Annotated in this window: 15 protein-coding genes; 3 read left to right on the top strand and 12 right to left on the bottom strand. The window is 58.5% G+C overall.

Annotation, left to right across the window (positions count from 1 at the left end; genetic code table 11):
- Positions 1-190: 190 nt before the first annotated feature.
- Positions 191-1,612: a sigma-54 interaction domain-containing protein gene (locus A8C75_RS10575; protein WP_067381784.1), complete on the top strand. Its 1,422-nt coding sequence runs from the start codon at positions 191-193 to the stop codon at positions 1,610-1,612.
- 137 nt (positions 1,613-1,749) lie between these two features.
- On the top strand, positions 1,750-2,634 hold the full coding sequence (locus A8C75_RS10580) for a LysR substrate-binding domain-containing protein (protein ID WP_067381786.1): 885 nt from the start codon (positions 1,750-1,752) through the stop codon (positions 2,632-2,634).
- A gap of 11 nt (positions 2,635-2,645) precedes the next feature.
- Here A8C75_RS10580 and A8C75_RS10585 read toward each other — a convergent pair whose 3' ends face one another.
- From A8C75_RS10585 to hmgA, 11 genes are all read right to left on the bottom strand, one after another.
- Positions 2,646-3,173: an ACT domain-containing protein gene (locus A8C75_RS10585; RefSeq protein WP_067381788.1), complete on the bottom strand. Its 528-nt coding sequence runs from the start codon at positions 3,171-3,173 to the stop codon at positions 2,646-2,648.
- A gap of 112 nt (positions 3,174-3,285) precedes the next feature.
- Complete coding sequence (locus A8C75_RS10590) at positions 3,286-4,767, bottom strand: sodium:solute symporter family protein (RefSeq protein WP_067381792.1); 1,482 nt, start codon at positions 4,765-4,767, stop codon at positions 3,286-3,288.
- Between the two features lie 16 nt (positions 4,768-4,783).
- Complete coding sequence (locus tag A8C75_RS24145) at positions 4,784-4,906, bottom strand: hypothetical protein (RefSeq protein WP_257737044.1); 123 nt, start codon at positions 4,904-4,906, stop codon at positions 4,784-4,786.
- Between the two features lie 316 nt (positions 4,907-5,222).
- On the bottom strand, positions 5,223-6,437 hold the full coding sequence (locus A8C75_RS10595; protein WP_067381797.1) for a M24 family metallopeptidase: 1,215 nt from the start codon (positions 6,435-6,437) through the stop codon (positions 5,223-5,225).
- A gap of 566 nt (positions 6,438-7,003) precedes the next feature.
- Entirely contained in the window at positions 7,004-7,771 is a 768-nt protein-coding gene (locus A8C75_RS10600; protein WP_067381800.1) for a creatininase, read from the bottom strand.
- Complete coding sequence (locus tag A8C75_RS10605) at positions 7,768-9,375, bottom strand: BCCT family transporter (RefSeq protein ID WP_067381802.1); 1,608 nt, start codon at positions 9,373-9,375, stop codon at positions 7,768-7,770. Before A8C75_RS10605 ends, A8C75_RS10600 begins: the two co-directional genes overlap by 4 nt.
- Positions 9,376-9,520: 145 nt before the next feature.
- A complete protein-coding gene (locus A8C75_RS10610; RefSeq protein WP_067381805.1) occupies positions 9,521-10,735 on the bottom strand; it encodes a M24 family metallopeptidase in 1,215 nt (404 codons plus the stop codon).
- 416 nt (positions 10,736-11,151) lie between these two features.
- The gene (locus tag A8C75_RS10615; protein WP_067381807.1) at positions 11,152-11,622 is read right to left on the bottom strand and encodes a MarR family winged helix-turn-helix transcriptional regulator; all 471 of its coding nucleotides are present in this window, start codon (positions 11,620-11,622) and stop codon (positions 11,152-11,154) included.
- An 88-nt stretch (positions 11,623-11,710) separates the two neighbouring features.
- Positions 11,711-12,343 carry a maleylacetoacetate isomerase gene (maiA, locus tag A8C75_RS10620; protein ID WP_067381809.1) on the bottom strand — a complete coding sequence of 211 codons (633 nt, stop codon included), beginning with the start codon at positions 12,341-12,343 and terminating at the stop codon, positions 11,711-11,713.
- A 114-nt stretch (positions 12,344-12,457) separates the two neighbouring features.
- A complete protein-coding gene (fahA, locus tag A8C75_RS10625; protein ID WP_067381810.1) occupies positions 12,458-13,774 on the bottom strand; it encodes a fumarylacetoacetase in 1,317 nt (438 codons plus the stop codon).
- Positions 13,775-13,785: 11 nt separating this feature from the next.
- On the bottom strand, positions 13,786-15,090 hold the full coding sequence (gene hmgA, locus A8C75_RS10630) for a homogentisate 1,2-dioxygenase (RefSeq protein ID WP_067381812.1): 1,305 nt from the start codon (positions 15,088-15,090) through the stop codon (positions 13,786-13,788).
- Between the two features lie 402 nt (positions 15,091-15,492).
- On the opposite strand from hmgA, the gene A8C75_RS10635 reads away from it, so the two are divergent.
- Positions 15,493-17,973 (top strand): cation:proton antiporter, encoded by a 2,481-nt coding sequence (locus A8C75_RS10635; protein ID WP_067381814.1) that lies wholly within the window; start codon positions 15,493-15,495, stop codon positions 17,971-17,973.
- Positions 17,974-18,407: 434 nt separating this feature from the next.
- On the opposite strand, the gene A8C75_RS10640 is transcribed toward A8C75_RS10635, so the two are convergent.
- A complete protein-coding gene (locus tag A8C75_RS10640) occupies positions 18,408-18,722 on the bottom strand; it encodes a hypothetical protein (RefSeq protein ID WP_157890261.1) in 315 nt (104 codons plus the stop codon).
- Between the last annotated feature and the right edge of the window lie 226 nt (positions 18,723-18,948).

Genomic DNA, 18,948 nt, shown 5'->3' on the forward strand with positions numbered 1-18,948 from the left:
TCGTTGTACACAGCGAAAACCGTGCCAATAAATAATACTCATATATTTCAAGGTATTAGATGTTTTTGATTCATTTATGAATTAATGAGGTCTATTTTGTAATTCTAAATTGAATTAAAATTCAAAACTGAATCGTCGTGTTCTGCACAGAACAGTGGCTGTCGCCAACACACAGAAAGGAGGGAGCTTGATGACGCAGAAAACCACGTCTGTGGCTGACGCTGAGCTGGACCTGGTGCTGGAGAAATCCCGTGACAACATCATGATCACCGATGGCGAGGGTCGCATTCTCAAGGCAGGCAGCAAGTGCGCCGTCATCTATGGGCGCGAAATCGACCAGATGCTCGGGGGCTCAGTCTACGACCTGGAACGCGAGGGTGTGCTCAAACCGTCGGTCTCGGCACAGGTGCTCAAGACGCGCCGGGCGGTGCAGCTGATGCAGACGACCGAGACCGGCCGCACCGTGATGGCGGAGGGTTTTCCGCTGTTTGATGCTCAGGGCGCGCTCTATCGCGTCATCAGTTTTTCCCAGGACCTTACCGATCTGCAGCTGCTGCAGCAGGAGTACGAGCTGTTGCAGCAAAAGCTGCAGCAGCGCAGCGTTGCCCACGATGCCGAGGTCATACAGGCGCAGGAGCTGACGTTTAAAAGCGCGCAGCTGAAGGAACTGTACGCCCTGCTGCAACGGGTGGCGCCCTCGGATGCAAACCTGCTGATGCTGGGGGAGTCCGGTGTCGGCAAGACGGCCTTTGCCCAGCTGGCGCATCACTTGAGTCCGCGCAGGGAGGGGCCTTTTATCGAGGTTAACTGCAGTGCTATCCCGGAAAACCTGTTCGAGTCGGAAATGTTTGGCTATGCGCCGGGCTCCTTTACCGGCGCGTCACGACAGGGCAAACCCGGACTGATTGAACAGGCGCACCAGGGCACCCTGTTTCTTGATGAAGTGGGCGATCTGCCACTGTCGATGCAGGTCAAGTTGCTCAAGGTGCTGCAGGATGGCAAGGTCACGCGCATTGGCAGTACCGAGCCCAGGGTGCTGGACTTCCGTCTGATCAGTGCCACCAATCAGCCCTTGCAGCAACAGGTGGAGGCGGGGCATTTTCGGCTGGATCTGTACTACCGGCTCAATGTGGTGCCTGTCACCATTGCGCCGCTGCGCGATAGGCCCGAGGACATTCCGCTGCTGCTGGAGCGCGTGCTTGAACGCCTCAACGCCCGCTACCAGCAACACAAGGTGCTGGACAGCCGGGCCCGGCATCAGCTGATTCATTATGCCTGGCCTGGCAATGTGCGGGAGCTGGAGAATGTGCTGGAGCGCTTCTATGTCGCAAGCCCAGGCACGGTAATTCACTACGAGGGGCCCGACCCTGTGCCCAGTGTCAGCGGCACCGCTGCTGCGCCTTCGTTGGCGTCCGGGCAGCCCGCATCAGTCTTGGAATCCGGGGATTTCAGCTCATTGCCCGAGGCGCTGGACGCCTTTGAAAAGCAGTTGTTGCAGCAGGCCCTTAAACGCTGCAGCACCACCTATGAGCTGGCCGACTACCTGGGTATCAGCCAACCGACGGTGTTCCGGCGGCTGCGCAAGCATGGCTTGCAGGTACGTAAAGACTAGTGTGGGCAAGGCAAGGCGCGCAGGTCTGCAGTGCTTATATCAATTCTAAATGGTGGCGCCGAGCACATTTTATTTGTTAATGTCGTGATCTGGGCGGACCTTTCCGCATGGTTGTGAAACTGGCGTGAGAATATTGCATGAAAAATCTGCCGATGGATTTGCTGCGCACCTTCGTCACCATCAATGATCTGGGCGGTTTTACCCAGGCGGGGGAGGTGCTCGGGCGTTCGCAGCCTGCGGTCAGTCTGCAGATCAAGCGGCTCGAGGAACTGGTGGCGCTGCAGCTGTTCAATCGTAGCCAGGGGCTGCGTCTGACCGAAGAGGGGCAGATGCTCTACGGTTATGCCCGCAAGATACTGGACCTTAACGATACTGCGGTGTCGCAGCTGATGACCCCGGCGGTGAGCGGCTCGGTGCGCCTGGGTATCCCCAATGATTTCGAAGTGTCTTTCCTGCCCATGATGCTGTCGAAATTCTCCCGCGCCTATCCCAACGTGATGCTGGATGTCAGCAGTGATTTGAGTGTTAACCTGCGGCGGGATTACCTGCGCGGCGCCTACGATATGGTGATGAGCATGGATGAACATCCCTCGTCCGAGATTTTGCAGGGGGATGCCATTGTCGAGCCGCTGACCTGGGTTAGTGGCCCTGGTTTTCAGCTTGACCCGGCAGAGCCGGTGCCTCTGGTGCTCTATCCCAAGGGTTGCGTCTATCGCCACAATGTCACTGAGGCGCTGAACAAAGCGGGCATTGCCTGGCGTATTCTGTACTGTACCTCGAGTCTGTTGGGGATACAGTCGGCCATCGAAGCCGGGCTTGGCATCAGTGCCCTGGCCAGCAATACGGTGCCGGGCGTGCTGCGGGCCGACAAGGTGCTTGGGCATCTTCCATCCCTGGGGGATGTAACCATTGGTTTCAATTACGACGTGGCAAGCCTGTCGGCCGCCAGCGCCCGCCTGCTGGAATATCTGCGCCAGGGGCTGCAACAGAGTCAGCTGTATCAGCCGCCACACCGGGTCTGACGGGCTCTCGCTTAGGCCTGCTGCAGATCTTCGGTGTTGAGATCAAGCTCGAGGCCGCGGGCCAGGCGATGCAGTGCAGAAGTCAGGCGTAGCGGCGACAACTTGCGGGTGAGTCTGGCGTGGATGCGGGCATGAAAACCCTGTTCGCCAAGCAGGGGCGCGGCGACGAAATGCTGATTGTACTGCTCGATTCTTGCACCGTGGCTTTCCAGAATCTGACGGATCTCGTGATCCAGCCCAAGGCGAAAGTTGCCCCTTACCGCCAGCGATAACTGTTGGCCGCCGGGCGACAGGGTCTCCAGAGTCTGGCGGGTGACTATATGCAGCCCCTGAGCACTGAAGCTTTCGAGGCGTTTCCAGGCCCAGTCGGCGTGTGTATCTGGCAGCTGCATTTTCATCAGGCCGCTGATCCGGCCATCCATCACTGCCAACTGGCGATCCAGTAACAGGCCTTCACTCAGGGCAATGGTTTCACTGAACTGTTGCAGCAGGTCGGGACAGTCGGGGCCTGCCAGGGTAATAAGCCAGGTGGTATTCATTGGGCGTTTTCCGTTTGTCTTGGGTGGTAAAAGTCAGTAAGGGCCCGGCTCTTGCGAGCGGGCCCTGGCATATCAGAGGTTTAGGTTCGTAAATGTTTGAGTTGTGACTTATCTAGTTCTGGGGCTGTTGCTGGGAGAGACCCGCTGACTGCGTTCTGGGTGATCTTGCGAAGGTCAGCTGGCTTACGGCAACGTACATGAAGCTCGATACCGCACAGCCGATCAGTGGTCCTTCAACCCAGCCCAGGTCCGTAAACAGCAGGCAGCCGCCGCTGGTGACAAGGCCCGAGAACATGGCCGCCAGTGCGCCGTAGCTGTTGCCGCGCCAGATGGACGAGATAAACACCGGTCCTATCAGTACGGCCAGCAGGGTGCCTGTGCCCAGAATACCGAGCCAGGACAGCATGAATGGCGGCGCGAACAGCATCATGACCAGGCCGGTAATACCCAGCAGTGCCACGGCGCTGCGGTTGATCCACAGAACCCTTGCGTTGGAGGCGCCGCTGTTGGGAAAGAGCGCCAGACGCAGATCGTGGGAGGCGGCCGACGAGATGGTGTGCAGCAGGGAGTTGGCGGTGGATTTCATCGCAAACAGGATAAAGAGGGTGATGATGCCCCCCAGTATCGGGTGCAGGTAGTGGCTCAGGTAGTAGGGCATGGCCTGATCGGCCTGGGCCAGTTCCGGATGCTTGGCGCGCACATAGAGGCCAACGATAGGCACCAGGCTCAGCAGGCAGCCCAGTGGGGCAACCCAGATGGCCACCTGATGGAACTTGACGCCGGGCTTGAGCGCAAGAAAGCGCACCGCCATATAGGGCAGGACTGCGGTGAACAGAAATGCATAGGGCAGTACCAGGAAGACGGAGCTCTTGTTCTCGCCATAGGGTTGGGCGCTGCTGGGGTTGAGCAGGCCAGGATCAATGGCATCCAGCCGTGCGACAAGCTCGGCCGGGCTCAGGTCGGTAAACATCTGCACCATCATGACAACGGCGCCCAGAGCCATGCCGCAGACCATCAGGGTGTCGGTCCAGGCTACGGCGGCAAGTCCGCCCAGCATGGTGTAGAGAATAATGACGCCGATCATCATGGTGGCGCTGCTGCCAAGATCGATACCAAGCCAGGAGGCCCCCAGCAGGCCAACCGCCTTGATCTGGCTGGTGAGAAAGACCAGCAGCAGGACGATGGATATCAGTGCCGCCACACCCTGAACGAGGCGGGACAAAGGTCCGCTGCCGTGCAGCTGTGCAATGTATTGCGGGATGGTGCAGCTGCCGAGACTGTCGGCCTGTTTGCGCAGAAAACTGGCAAAATACAGCACGGCGATCACCATGGCCGGTGCGAAAAAGAAGTTGCCGAGGATTTCGATGGCGCCGAACTCGAATGCAACGCCTGGTGAGCCCATAAAGCCCCAGCCACTAAAGCCGGTGGCAACGATGGTACCGGCGCCAACGAAGGGCCCCAAGGAGCGGCCTGCGACCAGAAAGCCGGCTGCATCGTCTGATTTTACGGTGCGGCTGGAGGCATAGCCTATATAGATCAGTATTGCGAAGGAGCCGAGCAGAAGGCCCCAGTTAAGCCAGTCATAAGTATCCATAGTGCTCTCCCTGCGATCAGTTTACCGAGGTGGTTGAAGTGGCCCGAAGTTCGCGCCAGCCATAGGACAGGGCAGTCAGGGTGAGCAATACAGCATTGAGGATAAGGAACCAGTCCAGGGTCCAGGCGTTTATAAGCATGATGCGTTACCTGTGCTTGCGGGAGCCGTGCTCGCCGCGGATTATTTTTATAGTCGAGCTGTTGCTCTAGGTACTGTCTTGAGGATCTATAAGGTTTGTATTGGTGCTCGTGCTGAGCTGCGCTTGCTCAGGTGTGCTTGTTCAAGCGCGCTTATTCAAGTGCTGGGTGTTGTGGTGAAGATTCGGGCGCTCGGCCTGCGAGGCAACGAATGCTCGCAGGCCAAGGTCCGAAAGTGCACCGGGGCTGCAAAGCCCCGGCGAGAACACCCCGTGGGGTAGGGCGCTCTCGTTGCGCAGCTGGCCTGTAAAAGGCCTGTTAACCTTTGATGATGTTGTGCTCGGGGCCGAACGGGAAACGGGTGATGTTTTCGGCGCTGTTGTCGCCCACCACCAGGATGTCGTGCTCGCGGTAGCCGCCGGCACCGGCACGGCCTTCGGGGATCATCAGCATGGGCTCAATGGAGACCACCATGCCGGGCTCCAGCACGGTATGAACGTCTTCACGCAGTTCCAGGCCCGCTTCGCGGCCGTAGTAATGGCTCAGGGTACCGAAGGAGTGGCCGTAGCCGAAGGTGCGGTATTGCAGCACATCGTGCTGGGCGAAGATCTCGTTCAGCTCGGCGGCGATATCGCTGCAGCGTGCGCCGGGCTTGATCAGCTCCAGGCCGCGACGGTGCACCTTGCAGTTGATTTCCCACAGCTCCAGATGACGGTCGGAGGCATGTTCTGCGAACAGGGTACGTTCCAGGGCGGTGTAGTAGCCCGCAATCATCGGGAAGGTGTTGAGGCTCAGAATATCGCCGGCCTCGACCTTGCGGGTGGTGACGGGGTTATGGGCGCCATCGGTATTGATGCCCGACTGGAACCAGACCCAGGTGTCCATCAGCTCGCCATGGGGGAAGGTGCCGGCGATTTCCCGCACCATGGCCTGGGTACCGGCCAGGGCGATTTCGTACTCGGGCACGCCAACAGCGATGGCATCACGGATGGCCGCGCCACCGACGTCTGCCACCCGGGCGCCCTGCTTGATCACCGCGATTTCTTCCGTCGACTTGATCATGCGCATCTGCATGGTGGGCACACCGATATCCACGAAGGTCGCTGCTGGCAGGGCCGCCTGCATTTTGTGCAGGTTCTGCAGTGGCATGTGATCGTGCTCGACACCGACCTTGCCGCCGTCCTTGATCAGCTGTTTTACGGCGTAGAAGAAGTTGTCTTTCTGCCAGTCGGTGTAGATGACGTTGTCGCCCAGCTGGTTGCGACGATAGGGCTGGCCGCCGTCGATATTGGCGCTGATGCTGGTGTAGCTGTCCTGGGTAACAACCAGACCGTAGTCGCGGCCAAAGCGGCAATAGACGAAATCGCTGTAGTAGTTGATGTTGTGGTAGGACGTAAAGAGCACCGCCTGAACATCATTCTCCGCCATATAGCGGCGCAGCTTGTCGAGGCGGGACTGCAGTTCAGCCTTGCTGAAGGTTGGGCGTACTTTTTCGCCGTTAGGCAGCTGCAGAGTCTGGGGCATGGTAAGCATGGGTTTGGCTCCTGGTTATTCTTGTACATTCGGTAAGGCCAGACGAGATCCGCTATGACTGAACGGGCGCGCTGCCCGGGCGTTTCGTTGGCTTGAACGGATGCTATCCCTGATATCTGTATAATAGAAATCAATAATTAAAATAGATGTATTTGCAATACAAATGCCTGGTTTTGCCTAAGCTGTTCTGAACGCAGCTGCGGGTTTATCCGGGTTAATACAGGGCACAGCGATGTCCGGAATGGTGAGCGTTTAACGCGGTCAGCGCGGGTGGCGGTGTGAAGCAGGGCAGGTGCGCGGGGGACTCAGGCGGATCACTGGAACTCATCGCCATACAGCAGCTTCGGGTACTAATCAGTCAGTGCCCTGATGGGCCAGTGGCTGAGAGCCAGCAAGGTGCTTGCCATGGCGAAAACTACATTTGAGGAACAGCGGCGCGACACTGAAGGTGGCGTCAGCGGATGGGGAGAATAGCGGGCGGTTAACGCAGAAGGAGGCGGTAGTGTGACAGTTGTGATACAACAGCTACCCGTGCATCCTTGATGCACGGGTAGCTGTTGTTGACCTCAGTCTTTGAAGTGCGAGCCTATGCTTTTCGCAATGCCATCAACGCAGACATCGAAAAGCAGTTTTCCATGGTGCGCCGTCGCCTTGCTGGCTGATGACAGGGTGCCGCTGGACGGTACCCAGGAGGGATCGGACGGGAAGACGTCGTAGGGCGGGAAGCTGGCCGCGGGATGATCGACCACCTTCTCCATATCGACTAGCTGAGGGTGCAGGTGCAGCATCAGGGATGTTTCCAGCACGCCGCCATGCTCCACATCCCATCCGGTGAAACCATCCGGAAAGACGGTCGCAATGGTTTCCTTGTCGACGTAATCCCAGTACGACAGCAACATTACCCGGGCATCGATGTTTTCATGGCGCAGGTGCTCGAGCGCCAGATCGATACCTTCAACGATAAACATCGAATTTTCGTAATGACCATTGACCAGCACGAAGCGGCGGTTGCCGTGGCGGGCGAAGGCGACCAGAACGTCTTTTACGGTATCGATCAGCGTTTTGCCATTGACGCAGGTCGTGCCCGGGAAAAAGTTGCCTCCACCCGATTTCACCTGGGATTTGTACCCGTACGAAATCGGCGGGGCTATCAGGACGTTGGCCAGCTCATTGGCAACACCGTCCGAGATGCCTTCGGGGATCAGCACGTCGGGGTTCATCGACATATGCGGGCCATGCTGCTCGATGGCGCCTATGGGCAGGAGTATGGTCGCGTCTCCTTTTGCGACTCGCTGCTCGTAGGTCTTCCAGTCAAGGTTTGCCATTCTGGTCATTGCGGTAACTCTCCAGCGGGTACTTTCCCGGCTAAGGTTGCTGATTCCATGCGCTGATATTCCTGTCGGACGCCTTTGATCAGCGCGACGCACATGAGCACCATCAAAACAGAGAACGGCAGCGCTGCGATAATAGACGCCGTTTGCAAGGTGCTCAATGCTGCACTGCCACCGGCTACGAGTAACACGGCAGCGACAACGCCCTGCATGACACCCCAGAAGGTGCGGTGGCGCTTGAGTGGGTGCTGATTGCCTTCACTCATGATCGTGGTCAGTACCAGGGTGCCGGAGTCAGACGACGTTATGAAGTATGACGCCACCAGCAGTGTGCCTGCAATCGCGGCCATATCGCCAAGGGTGCCCAGATTCATGCCGTCAAAGGTGGCATAGAGTGCGGTGGCGACATTGTTACTGACAGCCTCAGCAATAGTGCCATTGCCGAAAAGGTCGATGTTCAATGCAGTACCGCCGTAGGCTGCCAGCCAGACAAAGGACAGCAGGCTGGAGGCTCCGACAACGCCGAGTACGAATTCACGAATGGTGCGGCCACGGGATACGCGGGCAACAAAGACGCCGACAAAGGGGGCCCAGGACATCCACCAGCCCCAGTAAAACACTGTCCACCAACCCTGCCACATGCTTTTCCAGCTGGCATCCGCATCGCCAATGGACTGGGTGGAGGCCTCGAGGAAGATATTCATTGATACCAGATCAACGAGGTAGTCTACCGACACACCAAAGAGCAGATTGAGAATGTACAGGGTCGGCCCAAAGATAATGAAAAATGCCAGCAGCAGCAATGTGAGCCACATATTGCTGAGTGAGAGGTATTTTATGCCGCGTTTGAGGCCAGTAAGCACTGAAATGAGTGCACAGATGGTAATGACCACAACCAGCAGTAACTGGACGCTGGTGTTCTGCGGCACATCCCAGATAGCGTTCAGTCCGGCATTGATCTGCTGAACACCGAGGCCCAGCGAGGTTGCGATTCCAAAGAGGGTTGCAAAGACGGCAATGATATCGACAAGCACGCCTATCCAGCCATCGACGCGGTCACCGAGCAAGGGGTACAGGGTATAGCGGATACTGAGCGGCTTTTTAAGGCGGTAGGACACAAAGGCAAGGGCCAAGCCAACCACGCAGTAGATCGCCCAGGCATTAAAGCCCCAGTGGAAGAAGGTGACCTTCATCGCGACGTCAGCGGCCTGGGCGTCGCCGACAGCGGCGGAAAAAGGCGTGCCGCTCGAAAAGTGGAACATGGGCTCTGCGATGGACCAGAAGATAATGCCGATTCCCTGGCCGGCCGCATAAACCATGGCAAACCAGGCAAAGAACCCGAATTCGGGCTTTTCGTTATCGTCGCCGAGCTTTATCTGGCCATAACGGCTGAACGTGATCCAGATGCAAAACACCAGAAAACCGCCGGCGAGTGCTACATACCAGCTGCTGGCGGTGAGGGTGATGAGTGTGCGTGCTGTATCTATGATGGATGCGGATTGTTCTGGTAGCAGAAGCGTGTAGAGGATGAACGCGAATATAACGGCCAGAGAGATAATCACGATAAACGGATTGATTCCCTTACAAAGCCCTTTGGTAAGCACCATGATGGCTACCTCATGCGGGGGGCGGGGCCCCTGAATATTATTCTTGTGTACCCAGGACCCGGTGAGTGAGCCTTGGGTTTTCGTATACCGTTGTCGCTCGAACAAGAGCGGCAGCTTATCTTCTAAGCTGCCGCATTACATCTGCTTAGCCCTTGATGATGTTGTGCTCGGGGCCGAACGGGAAACGGGTGATGTTTTCGGCGCTGCTGTCGCCCACCACCAGGATGTCGTGCTCGCGGTAGCCACCGGCACCGGGGCGGCCTTCGGGGATCATCAGCATGGGCTCGATGGATACCACCATGCCAGGCTCCAGCACGGTATGAACGTCCTCGCGCAGCTCCAGGCCCGCTTCTCGGCCGTAGTAGTGGCTCAGGGTGCCGAAGGAGTGGCCGTAGCCGAAGGTGCGGTACTGCAGCACATCGTGCTGGGCGAAGATCTCGTTCAGCTCGGCGGCGATATCGCTGCAGCGGGCGCCGGGCTTGATCAGTTCCAGGCCGCGGCGGTGCACCTTGCAGTTGATTTCCCACAGCTCCAGGTGACGGTCGGAGGCATGTTCCGCGAACAGGGTACGCTCCAGGGCGGTGTAGTAGCCCGCGATCATCGGGAAGGTGTTCAGGCTCAGAATATCGCCGGCCTCGACCTTGCGGGTGGTGACGGGGTTATGGGCGCCATCGGTATTGATGCCCGACTGGAACCAGACCCAGGTGTCCATCAGCTCGCCATGGGGGAAGGTGCCGGCGATTTCCCGCACCATGGCCTGGGTACCGGCCAGGGCGATTTCGAACTCGGGCACACCTACGGCGATAGCATCACGGATGGCCGCGCCGCCGACATCGGCTACCCGGGCACCCTGCTTGATCAGGGCGATTTCTTCCGCCGACTTGATCATGCGCATTTGCATGGTGGGCACACCGATATCCACGAAAGTCGCCTCAGGCAGGGCCGCCTGCATCTTGTGCAGGTTCTGCAGTGGCATGTGATCGTGCTCGACACCGACCTTGCCGCCGTCCTTGATCAGCTGTTTCACCGCGTAGAAAAAGTTGTCCTTCTGCCAGTCGGTGTAGATGACGTTATCGCCCAGCTGGTTGCGACGATAGGGCTGGCCACCGTCGATATTGGCGCTGATGCTGGTGTAGCTGTCCTGGGTGACAACCAGGCCGTAGTCGCGGCCAAAGCGGCAATAGACGAAATCGCTGTAGTAGTTGATGTTGTGGTAGGACGTAAAGAGCACCGCCTGCACATCATTTTCCGCCATATAGCGGCGCAGCTTGTCGAGGCGGGACTGCAGTTCAGCCTTGCTGAAGGTCGGGCGGACTTTTTCGCCATTGGGCAGCTGCAGGGTCTGGGGCATGGTAAGCATGGGTTTGGCTCCTGATTATTCTTGTAAAAACAGTAAGGCCGGACGATTTCCACTTCGGCTGAACGGGCGCGGTGCCCGGGCGTTTCGTTGGCTTGAACTGATCCTATCCCTCGCACCGGCATATTAAAAATCAATAGTTATAATGTATGTATTTATAATCTAAATGATGTGTGCCGCGGCGACAGCGCTGGCGTGGCGTCGCTTATATAGGTGCAGCTCGATAGCCGTGAGGCGCCGGTCTGGAAGTGGCAGACCTTAAGTGAGCAGTAGGGAATGAAAGGCAGGATTGAAAAAAGGGGTGTCTTTGATTGAGATGCCGCAGGGACTCGGGCGCGCTGCGCTCAGGTAAAGGTCGTCGATGTTGTGTGTGAACGAAGCAGCGGCGCCTGCGAACAAGCCCGCAGCTGATGACTACTTTAGTCTTGCATGGCGTCAACCTGGCGGTCGAGTTTTTCCAGAATGCGCATCAGGTCGCGGTACTCGCTGGCATCCAGGGCGCTGATCAGGCGGCTTTCCCAGGCCAGGGCCTTGGGGGCGAGTTCCTGGTAAAGGGCAAGACCCTCGGGGGAGAGGGACAGGTAGGTGACCCTGTTGTCCTGGCTGTCCTTTTCCTTGTTCAGGTAGCCGCGCTCATCGAGCTGCTTCACGCCGCGGGAAACCTTGGATTTGTCCATCTGGGTGATGCGCCCCAGGTCCTTGGCGTTCAGGCGCTTATCTTCCGCCAGGCGGGCGAGGATGCGCCACTCCGGTATGCTCACCTGGTAGTCATCGCCGCCATAGATGCGTGACAGATTGTCGCTCATGCGCCTGGCCAGATTTACCATGCGATAGGGTATGAACTGGTTCAGCATCAGTGACTTGGCGCTCATATCGGTGGGCTCGGACATGGTGGACTCCGCGGGTGTTTGGGCTGCGGTGGATTTTTGCATGCAGGCCGCCCGGCTGCAAACGCGGATCTCCCGATGGGGACTGGCGTTACAGTGTTGAGTCCGGCTGGTTTTCCGGCCGTGCGGCATCGAACGCGGGCAGGCGGTTACAGGCATCCCAGATCGACTTAATCTTCGGGTAGGTCGACAGGTCAAGCTTAAAGCGCAGGGCATTGTACACCTGGGGAATCAGGTAAAGGTCCGCCAGGCTGACCTCGGCCCCGTTGCAATAGGGCGCGGCTTTCAACTGGGTCTCGAGCACGTCAAAGCCTTCCGTTATCCAGTGCAGGTACCAGGCGGTTTTCTCATCCTCGCTGATGTTCAGGGTGCCCTTGAGGTATTTCAGCACCCGCAGGTTGTCGACGGGATGAATGTCACAGGCGATGAGGTTGGCCCAGGCGCGCACCTGGGCGGCGGCAATGGCATCGGCCGGCAGCAGTGGCGTTTGCGGGTACACCGCTTCAAGGTACTCCAGGATCGCCGTTGACTGGGTCAGCAGCTCGCCACTGTCCAGTTTCAGCGCCGGTAGCAGGCCCTGGGGGTTAAGCGCCCGGTAGGCAGCGCCCTGCTGCTCGCCGGTGAGCAGGTTGACCGGCGTAAGGCGGTGCTCGATGCCCTTGAGGTTGAGTGCAATGCGCACCCGGTAGGCGGCGGAGGAGCGAAAGTAGGTAAAGAGTTCCATGGGGTGTTCCTGGAAAATACGTAGGAGCGGCGCCTCGCCGCGAACAGCAGCGGCAATAGCTCAAGGCTAAAACTTTCGCAGCGAGGGCGCCTTTTGGGGTACGGCTCCTGTGGGTTAGGTGCGGGCCGGCAGCACTGTGCCTACAACCTCGCCAAAGCCAATGCGGGCCGCGCCCTGCCGGGCGCAGAAACCGCGCATCACCACGGCATCGCCATCTTCCAGGAAGGTGCGGGTTTCGCCATTGGGCAGGCTGATCGCCTGTTTGCCACCCTGGCTCAGCTCCAGCAAAGAGCCGGCTTCGGCCTGCTCCGGGCCGGACTGGGTGCCGGAGCCCAGCAGGTCGCCGGGTTGCAGGTTACAGCCATTCACGGTGTGGTGTGCCACCATCTGGGCGATGGTCCAGTAGGAATGCTTGAAGCTGGATGTCGACAGCCGGGTGGGGGCCTGGCCGGCGGCGCGCATCTGCTCGGTCTGCAGCAGGCATTCCAGCTGAATGTCCAGGGCACCCTCGGCGCTGTTGGCCGCGGAGCTCAGGTACGGCAGCGGCTGCGGGTCGGCGGCATCGCGCACAAAGGCCTGGCGATAGGGGGCCAGGGCTTCCAGGGTCACCAGCCAGGGCGAGATGGTCGAGGCAAAGTTTTTCGCCAGGAAAGGCCCCAGGGGCTGATATTCCCAGGCCTGGATGTCCCGCGCCGACCAGTCGTTGAACAGGCAAATGCCGAACACATGGTCCTCGGCCTCATCGATGCTGACCGGCTCCCCCAGGGCATTGCCACTGCCCATGAATATGCCGACTTCCAGTTCGTAATCCAGGCGCTTGCAGGGGCCGAAGCTGGGTTCTGCCGCATCCGGTGCCTTGAGCTGGCCCTTGGGGCGGTGGAAGGTCTGGCCGGAGACATCAATGGACGAGGCGCGGCCGTGGTAGCCGATCGGTACCCATTTGTAGTTCGGCAGCAGCGGGTTGTCCGGGCGGAACAGGGCGCCGACGCTGGTTGCGTGATGCACGGAGGTATAAAAGTCGGTGTAGTCACCAATGCTGCAGGGCAGGGCGTACTCGGCCCCGGCCTGGGGAACCAGGCAGGCCTGCAGCGCCGACTGGGCGCTGGAACCGGTGCGCAGGGCGCGGGACAGCGCCAGGCGCAGCGCCGACCAGGCTGCCTTGCCCATGGCCATGAAGCGGTTCAGGGTCGGCTCTGCTGCTGCCTGCAGCGCGTCGGCGGCCAGGCCGGTGAACAGGCCGCTGTGGTGGGCGGCCGCCAGGTCGAGTATCTGGTCGCCGATGGCGACGCCGCCGCGAAAGGCTTCAGTGGAACCCTGGCGACGAAAGCTGCCAAAGGGGAGGTTCTGGATCGGGAAGTCGCTGTCGCCACTGTTGGCGGATGCGACCCAGCTGGTAAGTGTGCTGTCGTGTGTTTCGTTCAGTGTTGTCATGGGTCCAGCCTTTATTTATCGCCGTTAAAGTATTTTTTCAGCCCGCTCCAGCAGTCCACATAGTTGTGCTGGCGGGCATCGCTTTCCAGCGCATGACGCGTGGGCGCGATCACATAGCGTGACTCGAACATGAACGCCAGGGTGTCCTGGTACTGTTCGGGTTTAAGTTGTGCAGCGCTGGCTTTTTCGAATACGGTTGCCTCCGGGCCATGGGGCGTCATGCAGTTGTGCAGGCTCATGCCGCCGGGCTCAAAGCCTTTTTCCTTGGCATCATAGACGCCTTCGATCAGGCCCATGAATTCGCTCATGATATTGCGGTGGTACCAGGGCGGCCTGAAGGTGTTCTCGGCCACCATCCAGCGCGGCGGGAATATCACGAAGTCGACATTGGCCACGCCTGCGCTTTCGCTGGGGGATGTCAGTACGGTAAAGATGGACGGGTCCGGATGGTCGAAGCTGACGGTATTGATAACGTTGAAGCGTGACAGGTCGTACTTGTAGGGGGCGGAGGTGCCGACCCAGGCGACCACATCCAGCGGGGAATGGTCCAGCGGTGCGCGGTACAGGCCGCCACAGAACTTGGCCACGACTTCGTAGTCGCCGTCCACATCTTCAAACCAGGCCACCGGGTACTGGAAATCCCGGTCATTGGCATAGCCGTTGGCGCCCACCGGGCCCCGTTCCGGCAGGTGCAGTGCGGCGCCGTAGTTTTCGCAGATAAAGCCCCGTACCGGCCCTTCCGGCAGTTCAATTTTGAACTTGATGCCACGGGGGATAACCAGGATTTCGCCGGGTTTCACATGCAGAACACCCAGTTCCGTATACGCCAGAATCGCGCCCTGCTGGGGTACAAAGAGCATTTCGCCATCGGCGTTGTAGAAGAAGCGGTTGCCCATGCCGGTATTGGCGCAGTAAACGTGAATGCCGATGCCGATCTGACTGCGGGCATCGCCATTGGCGGCGACCGTGACCAGGCCGTCGATAAAGTCGGTATTTGCCTCAGGCATCGACAGTGCGTCCCAGCGCAGCACATTGGGCGGGCAGTCCACTTCGGTAATGGGAGCGGTACGGATGAGGCCCTTGTCCATGGGGCTGAAGTCCCCCATGGCGATGGACGGCCGGATGCGGTAGGTCCAGGTGCGCCTGTTGCTGTGCCGTGGCGCCGTGAAGGCGGTGGTGCTGAACTGCTCGGTGTAGAGCTGGTAATCGCAGCGCTGGGGGTTGAACTGCCCCTGGGGCAGGGCACCTGGCAGGGCTTCGGTTTCATGTTCGTTGCCGAAACCGTTGAGGTATTCGAGTGTGTGGGACTTTGTCATTGTTCGAATTTCCGTCAGGTTGGATCGCAGTCTCGCTCTGTTCCTGCAGGTCTGCGGCGTTTTTTGATAGTTTCATTTGAGACTAGTTTAGTTGCATTTGTTGGTTATTTCAACCCGGTATCCGCTGGATTTAATTTTTAGCCGCGTCATAAATGCATTTTTATGCGTTATATGGTTTTTTATAAGAATAATTTTGGATTTTTTTGAGGGTCTGGCGTCTGTGCCCGGAGGAAACCTCGGAAATTGACCCTATCTATACTCTGCGCTGTTCGATGCGGCTGCTGTTACGGATGTGCGCCTGGGTTTGACCGTTAGGTGGTATCACTTCTTTACTGTAAGCATCAGCGCCAGCCTTTGAGGGCCGAACGCTGCGATGCTGCGCAGCTCAAGGGAGCACTATCCATGGAGCACAGTCTGCACATTGCCCACCTTGTCGCAGGCATTATTGCCTTGCTGCTGATTGCGGCGGTGACGCTGGCGGTCACTGAACGGCTGCGGTTTCCCTTTACGGTGGCGCTGGTGCTGGTGGGCATGGTGCTGACTGAAGTGGCACAGACCTACCCGCAGGCGCTGGGGCCGCTTGAAGGTATCGAAATCTCCTCGGGTCTGATTTTGTATGTCTTTCTGCCCACCCTGGTGTTTGAATCGGCCTTTCATCTCGATGCCCGCCAATTGCGCCGCGATCTCGCGCCCGTGGTGATGCTGGCGGTGCCAGGTCTGCTGGTCTCTACCTTTATTATTGGTGGCGTCATGGCGTTGGCCACGCCCATTTCGTTTTCGGCGGCCTTGCTGCTCGGCGCCATCCTGAGCGCCACAGACCCCGTGGCGGTGATTTCCCTGTTCAAGCGTCTGGGGGCACCGCGCCGGCTGACCGTACTGGTTGAAGGGGAGAGCCTGTTTAACGACGCCACCTCGATTGTGCTGGCGCGGGTGCTGGTGGGCGTACTGGTGGCCGGTGCCGTGTCTGTTGAGTCGGTACTGCAGGGTGTACTGGATTTTGTGGTGGTGTTTGTCGGTGGCCTGTTGGTGGGCTGGCTGATGGCCCTGTTGACCGGATATCTGCTGGGGGTACTACAGGGGCATCACTTTATCGAGATTACGCTAACCACCATTCTGGCGTACGTCTCTTTTCTGGTCGCAGAAGAGGTGTTTCATGTCAGCGGTGTCATGGCAACGGTGGCGGCGGCACTGAGTTTCAGTGGTTGGGGCTGGATCAAGGTGAGTCCAGAAGTGCGTGCCTACCTGGAGCACTTCTGGGAATACATGGCCTTTATAGCGACGGCCCTGATCTTTCTGATGGTGGGTATGCAGGCCGAGGTCTCGGCGCTGCTGGAGGCCATGCCGCTGCTTGTCTGGGTGATCCTGGGGATGCTGTTGTCGCGGTTTGTTGTGATTTTCGGCCTGATACCGCTGATGGAACGCCTGCCTGGCGCCCAACCCGTGGGGCTGGGTTACAAGGCAGTGATGTATTGGGGCGGGCTGCGCGGGGCCATCGCACTGGCTATCGTACTGAGCCTGCCCGAATTCGAGCACTCGGCCACCTTTACCACCCTGGTGATGGGCGCGGTGCTCTTTACCCTGGTGGTACAGGGTCTGTCGATCAATAGCCTGGTGCACCGTCTGGGGCTGGATAGGCCGTCGCTGGCAGACCGCTTCGCCCGTATGGAAGGTAACCTGCTGGCCAAACGACGTGCTCAGGACCGTATCCCCGAACTCATGGCCGGTGGCCTGTTTTCGGGCTCCATTGCGCAGCGGTTGCAGCTCAACTCCGATCAGGAATTAATCAGCATCCGTGAGGAGTTGAATCAGCTGCGTCAGACTGAACTCAATGCCAACGAGGAACGTCGGCTACTCTACCTGCGCGGTTTTGCCGAAGAGCAGTCGTTGTTTATCGACATGTTCAACAAGGGACACCTGTGTGAGGCGGCGTTCTGGCAATTACGTCAGCGTGTTGCGCTGGATCTAGACAGCGTCCGTTTCCAGGATCGGCTGGACCATATCGTTTTCTGCGAGCGGCAGGAGTCGGTGCTGGCGCAACAGCGTTTGCGTTTGCTGGGCCGCGTTGCGGTGCTGGCAGGTTATGCCCAGTGGCTGCGCATCAGGCGCGTGGCCAAGGACTATGAGATTGCCTGGGGGCGTTATCAGAGCTGCTCGCGGGTGCTGGAGCGTTTTGACGAATTGGTGGAAACGGAATCCATATCCGCCGAGGTGGCATCTGAAGTCCGACAGCAGTACCTTGCCTGGCATCAAGCCGCCTGCACACAGCTCGATCAGATGGCCGAGCAGTTCCCTGAATTTGTTGCAGACATGCAAGAACGTTTGGGGCAGCGTTTGGTGTTGCTTGCCGAAGGCGAGGCGATTGGCGAGCAGCTTGAGCGTGGAACCCTGCCGCAGGGCATCGCCGAAACACTGGAGGCCGAGATGCGCACCAAGCTGCGGGCCTTGCGCGGGGCGGCCATTAAAAAACTGCGGGTTGAACCGTCCGAACTGCTACGCAAGGTGCCCTTCCTGCAGGACATCCCGGAGGCTGATTTTGCGCAGCTGGCGACACGCATGCGCTCTGTGACCGTGGCCGAGGGAGAAAACATTATCAGCCAGGGGGATACGGGCTATTCGGTGTATCTGATCGCACGGGGCGTGGTGCGGGTGATACGGCGTGACGATGGCAAGGATCGCCAGCTGGCGACCCTGATGGCGGGCGATTTTTGTGGAGAGATGGCGTTGCTGCATAATGCGACGCGCAGTGCCACGGTTCGGGCGATGACGCCCTGCTCGCTTTATGAACTGCGTCGCGATGATCTGGTGCAGGCCATGCACGAGTATCCTGCTATTCAGGTGGCGCTGGAAAATGCGGCGCTTGAACGCAAGCATGCTCAGGGCTGAGATCAGATATCTGCGTTCAGGTGCTCAATTATAGAGTCGCGCTGGTATCTCAGCAGCGGTTCCCATACTCCGTTGTCATTGGCAAGCCAGGTACCACAGTTGTCGCAACGGGCAATACACAGGTTTTCCCGAACAAACCGAATGCTGATCAGGCCTGCTGCGGGCACTGTTGTTTCCACTGCCGGGCCCTGGGCGTGGGCGCAGCAAGGACAGAGACCGTGCATAGGCGCAAGAGGTTGGTCATGCGTGTATAAGGATGCAGGTTGAATGACCTCATTCCCGCCAGAACGCGCTCTGCTTTGGCAGGGGGAGGTCGTTTTTCGGAGCCGGCTGAAGTGGGTATACATTCGCGGGAATGCCTTCTACAGAGCTTATATTGAAGACGCTGGTAAAATCCGCGTATAGTGCCGCGCTTGAATCTGTTCGCGGCGGTTTTACCTGCTATTGGTCGCCAGGTGTAAGGCCAGTGAATTTGCGAACGACATTGTGCGGTTCTTGCTGTCGGTGCTGGGCGTCAGTGGGCTCTGACGCTCGTCGTAATAGCCGATGCTGATGATTTCCCATTGCTGAAGGTAGCAATGCAGGTAGCTGTTGCAGCAGCGGCACTTGTATAGCTGGCTGTCCTGCAGCGTACTGATATTGACCAGATAGGGATGGTGGCGTTGCTGCGAAATCAGGAGTTCACATGATGGGCAGGTGCTTTCCATGTCGATTGCCTCAGGTTGTACGACTGTAGTTTCGGTTTGCATCCAATGCGCCGAATGTTGCTTGTCCAAACAGGCTGTGGATTTTGTGTATCTAATCTCAAACATTGGTACACAGGGGTAATGTTAGGGGAGACCCTGGCAAAAATATTTAGGACTAAGTCCTAATTTTGAACGCATGGTCAGAGTTTTCGAGTTGTTGTACGGGCCAGTCCCGTTTATTGGCAGACAGGACGTCTGTTTCAACCGCAGGATGCGAGTCATACGGAAT

This window comes from Marinobacterium aestuarii, assembly GCF_001651805.1.
GTDB classification, from domain to species: Bacteria; Pseudomonadota; Gammaproteobacteria; order Pseudomonadales; family Balneatricaceae; genus Marinobacterium_A; species Marinobacterium_A aestuarii.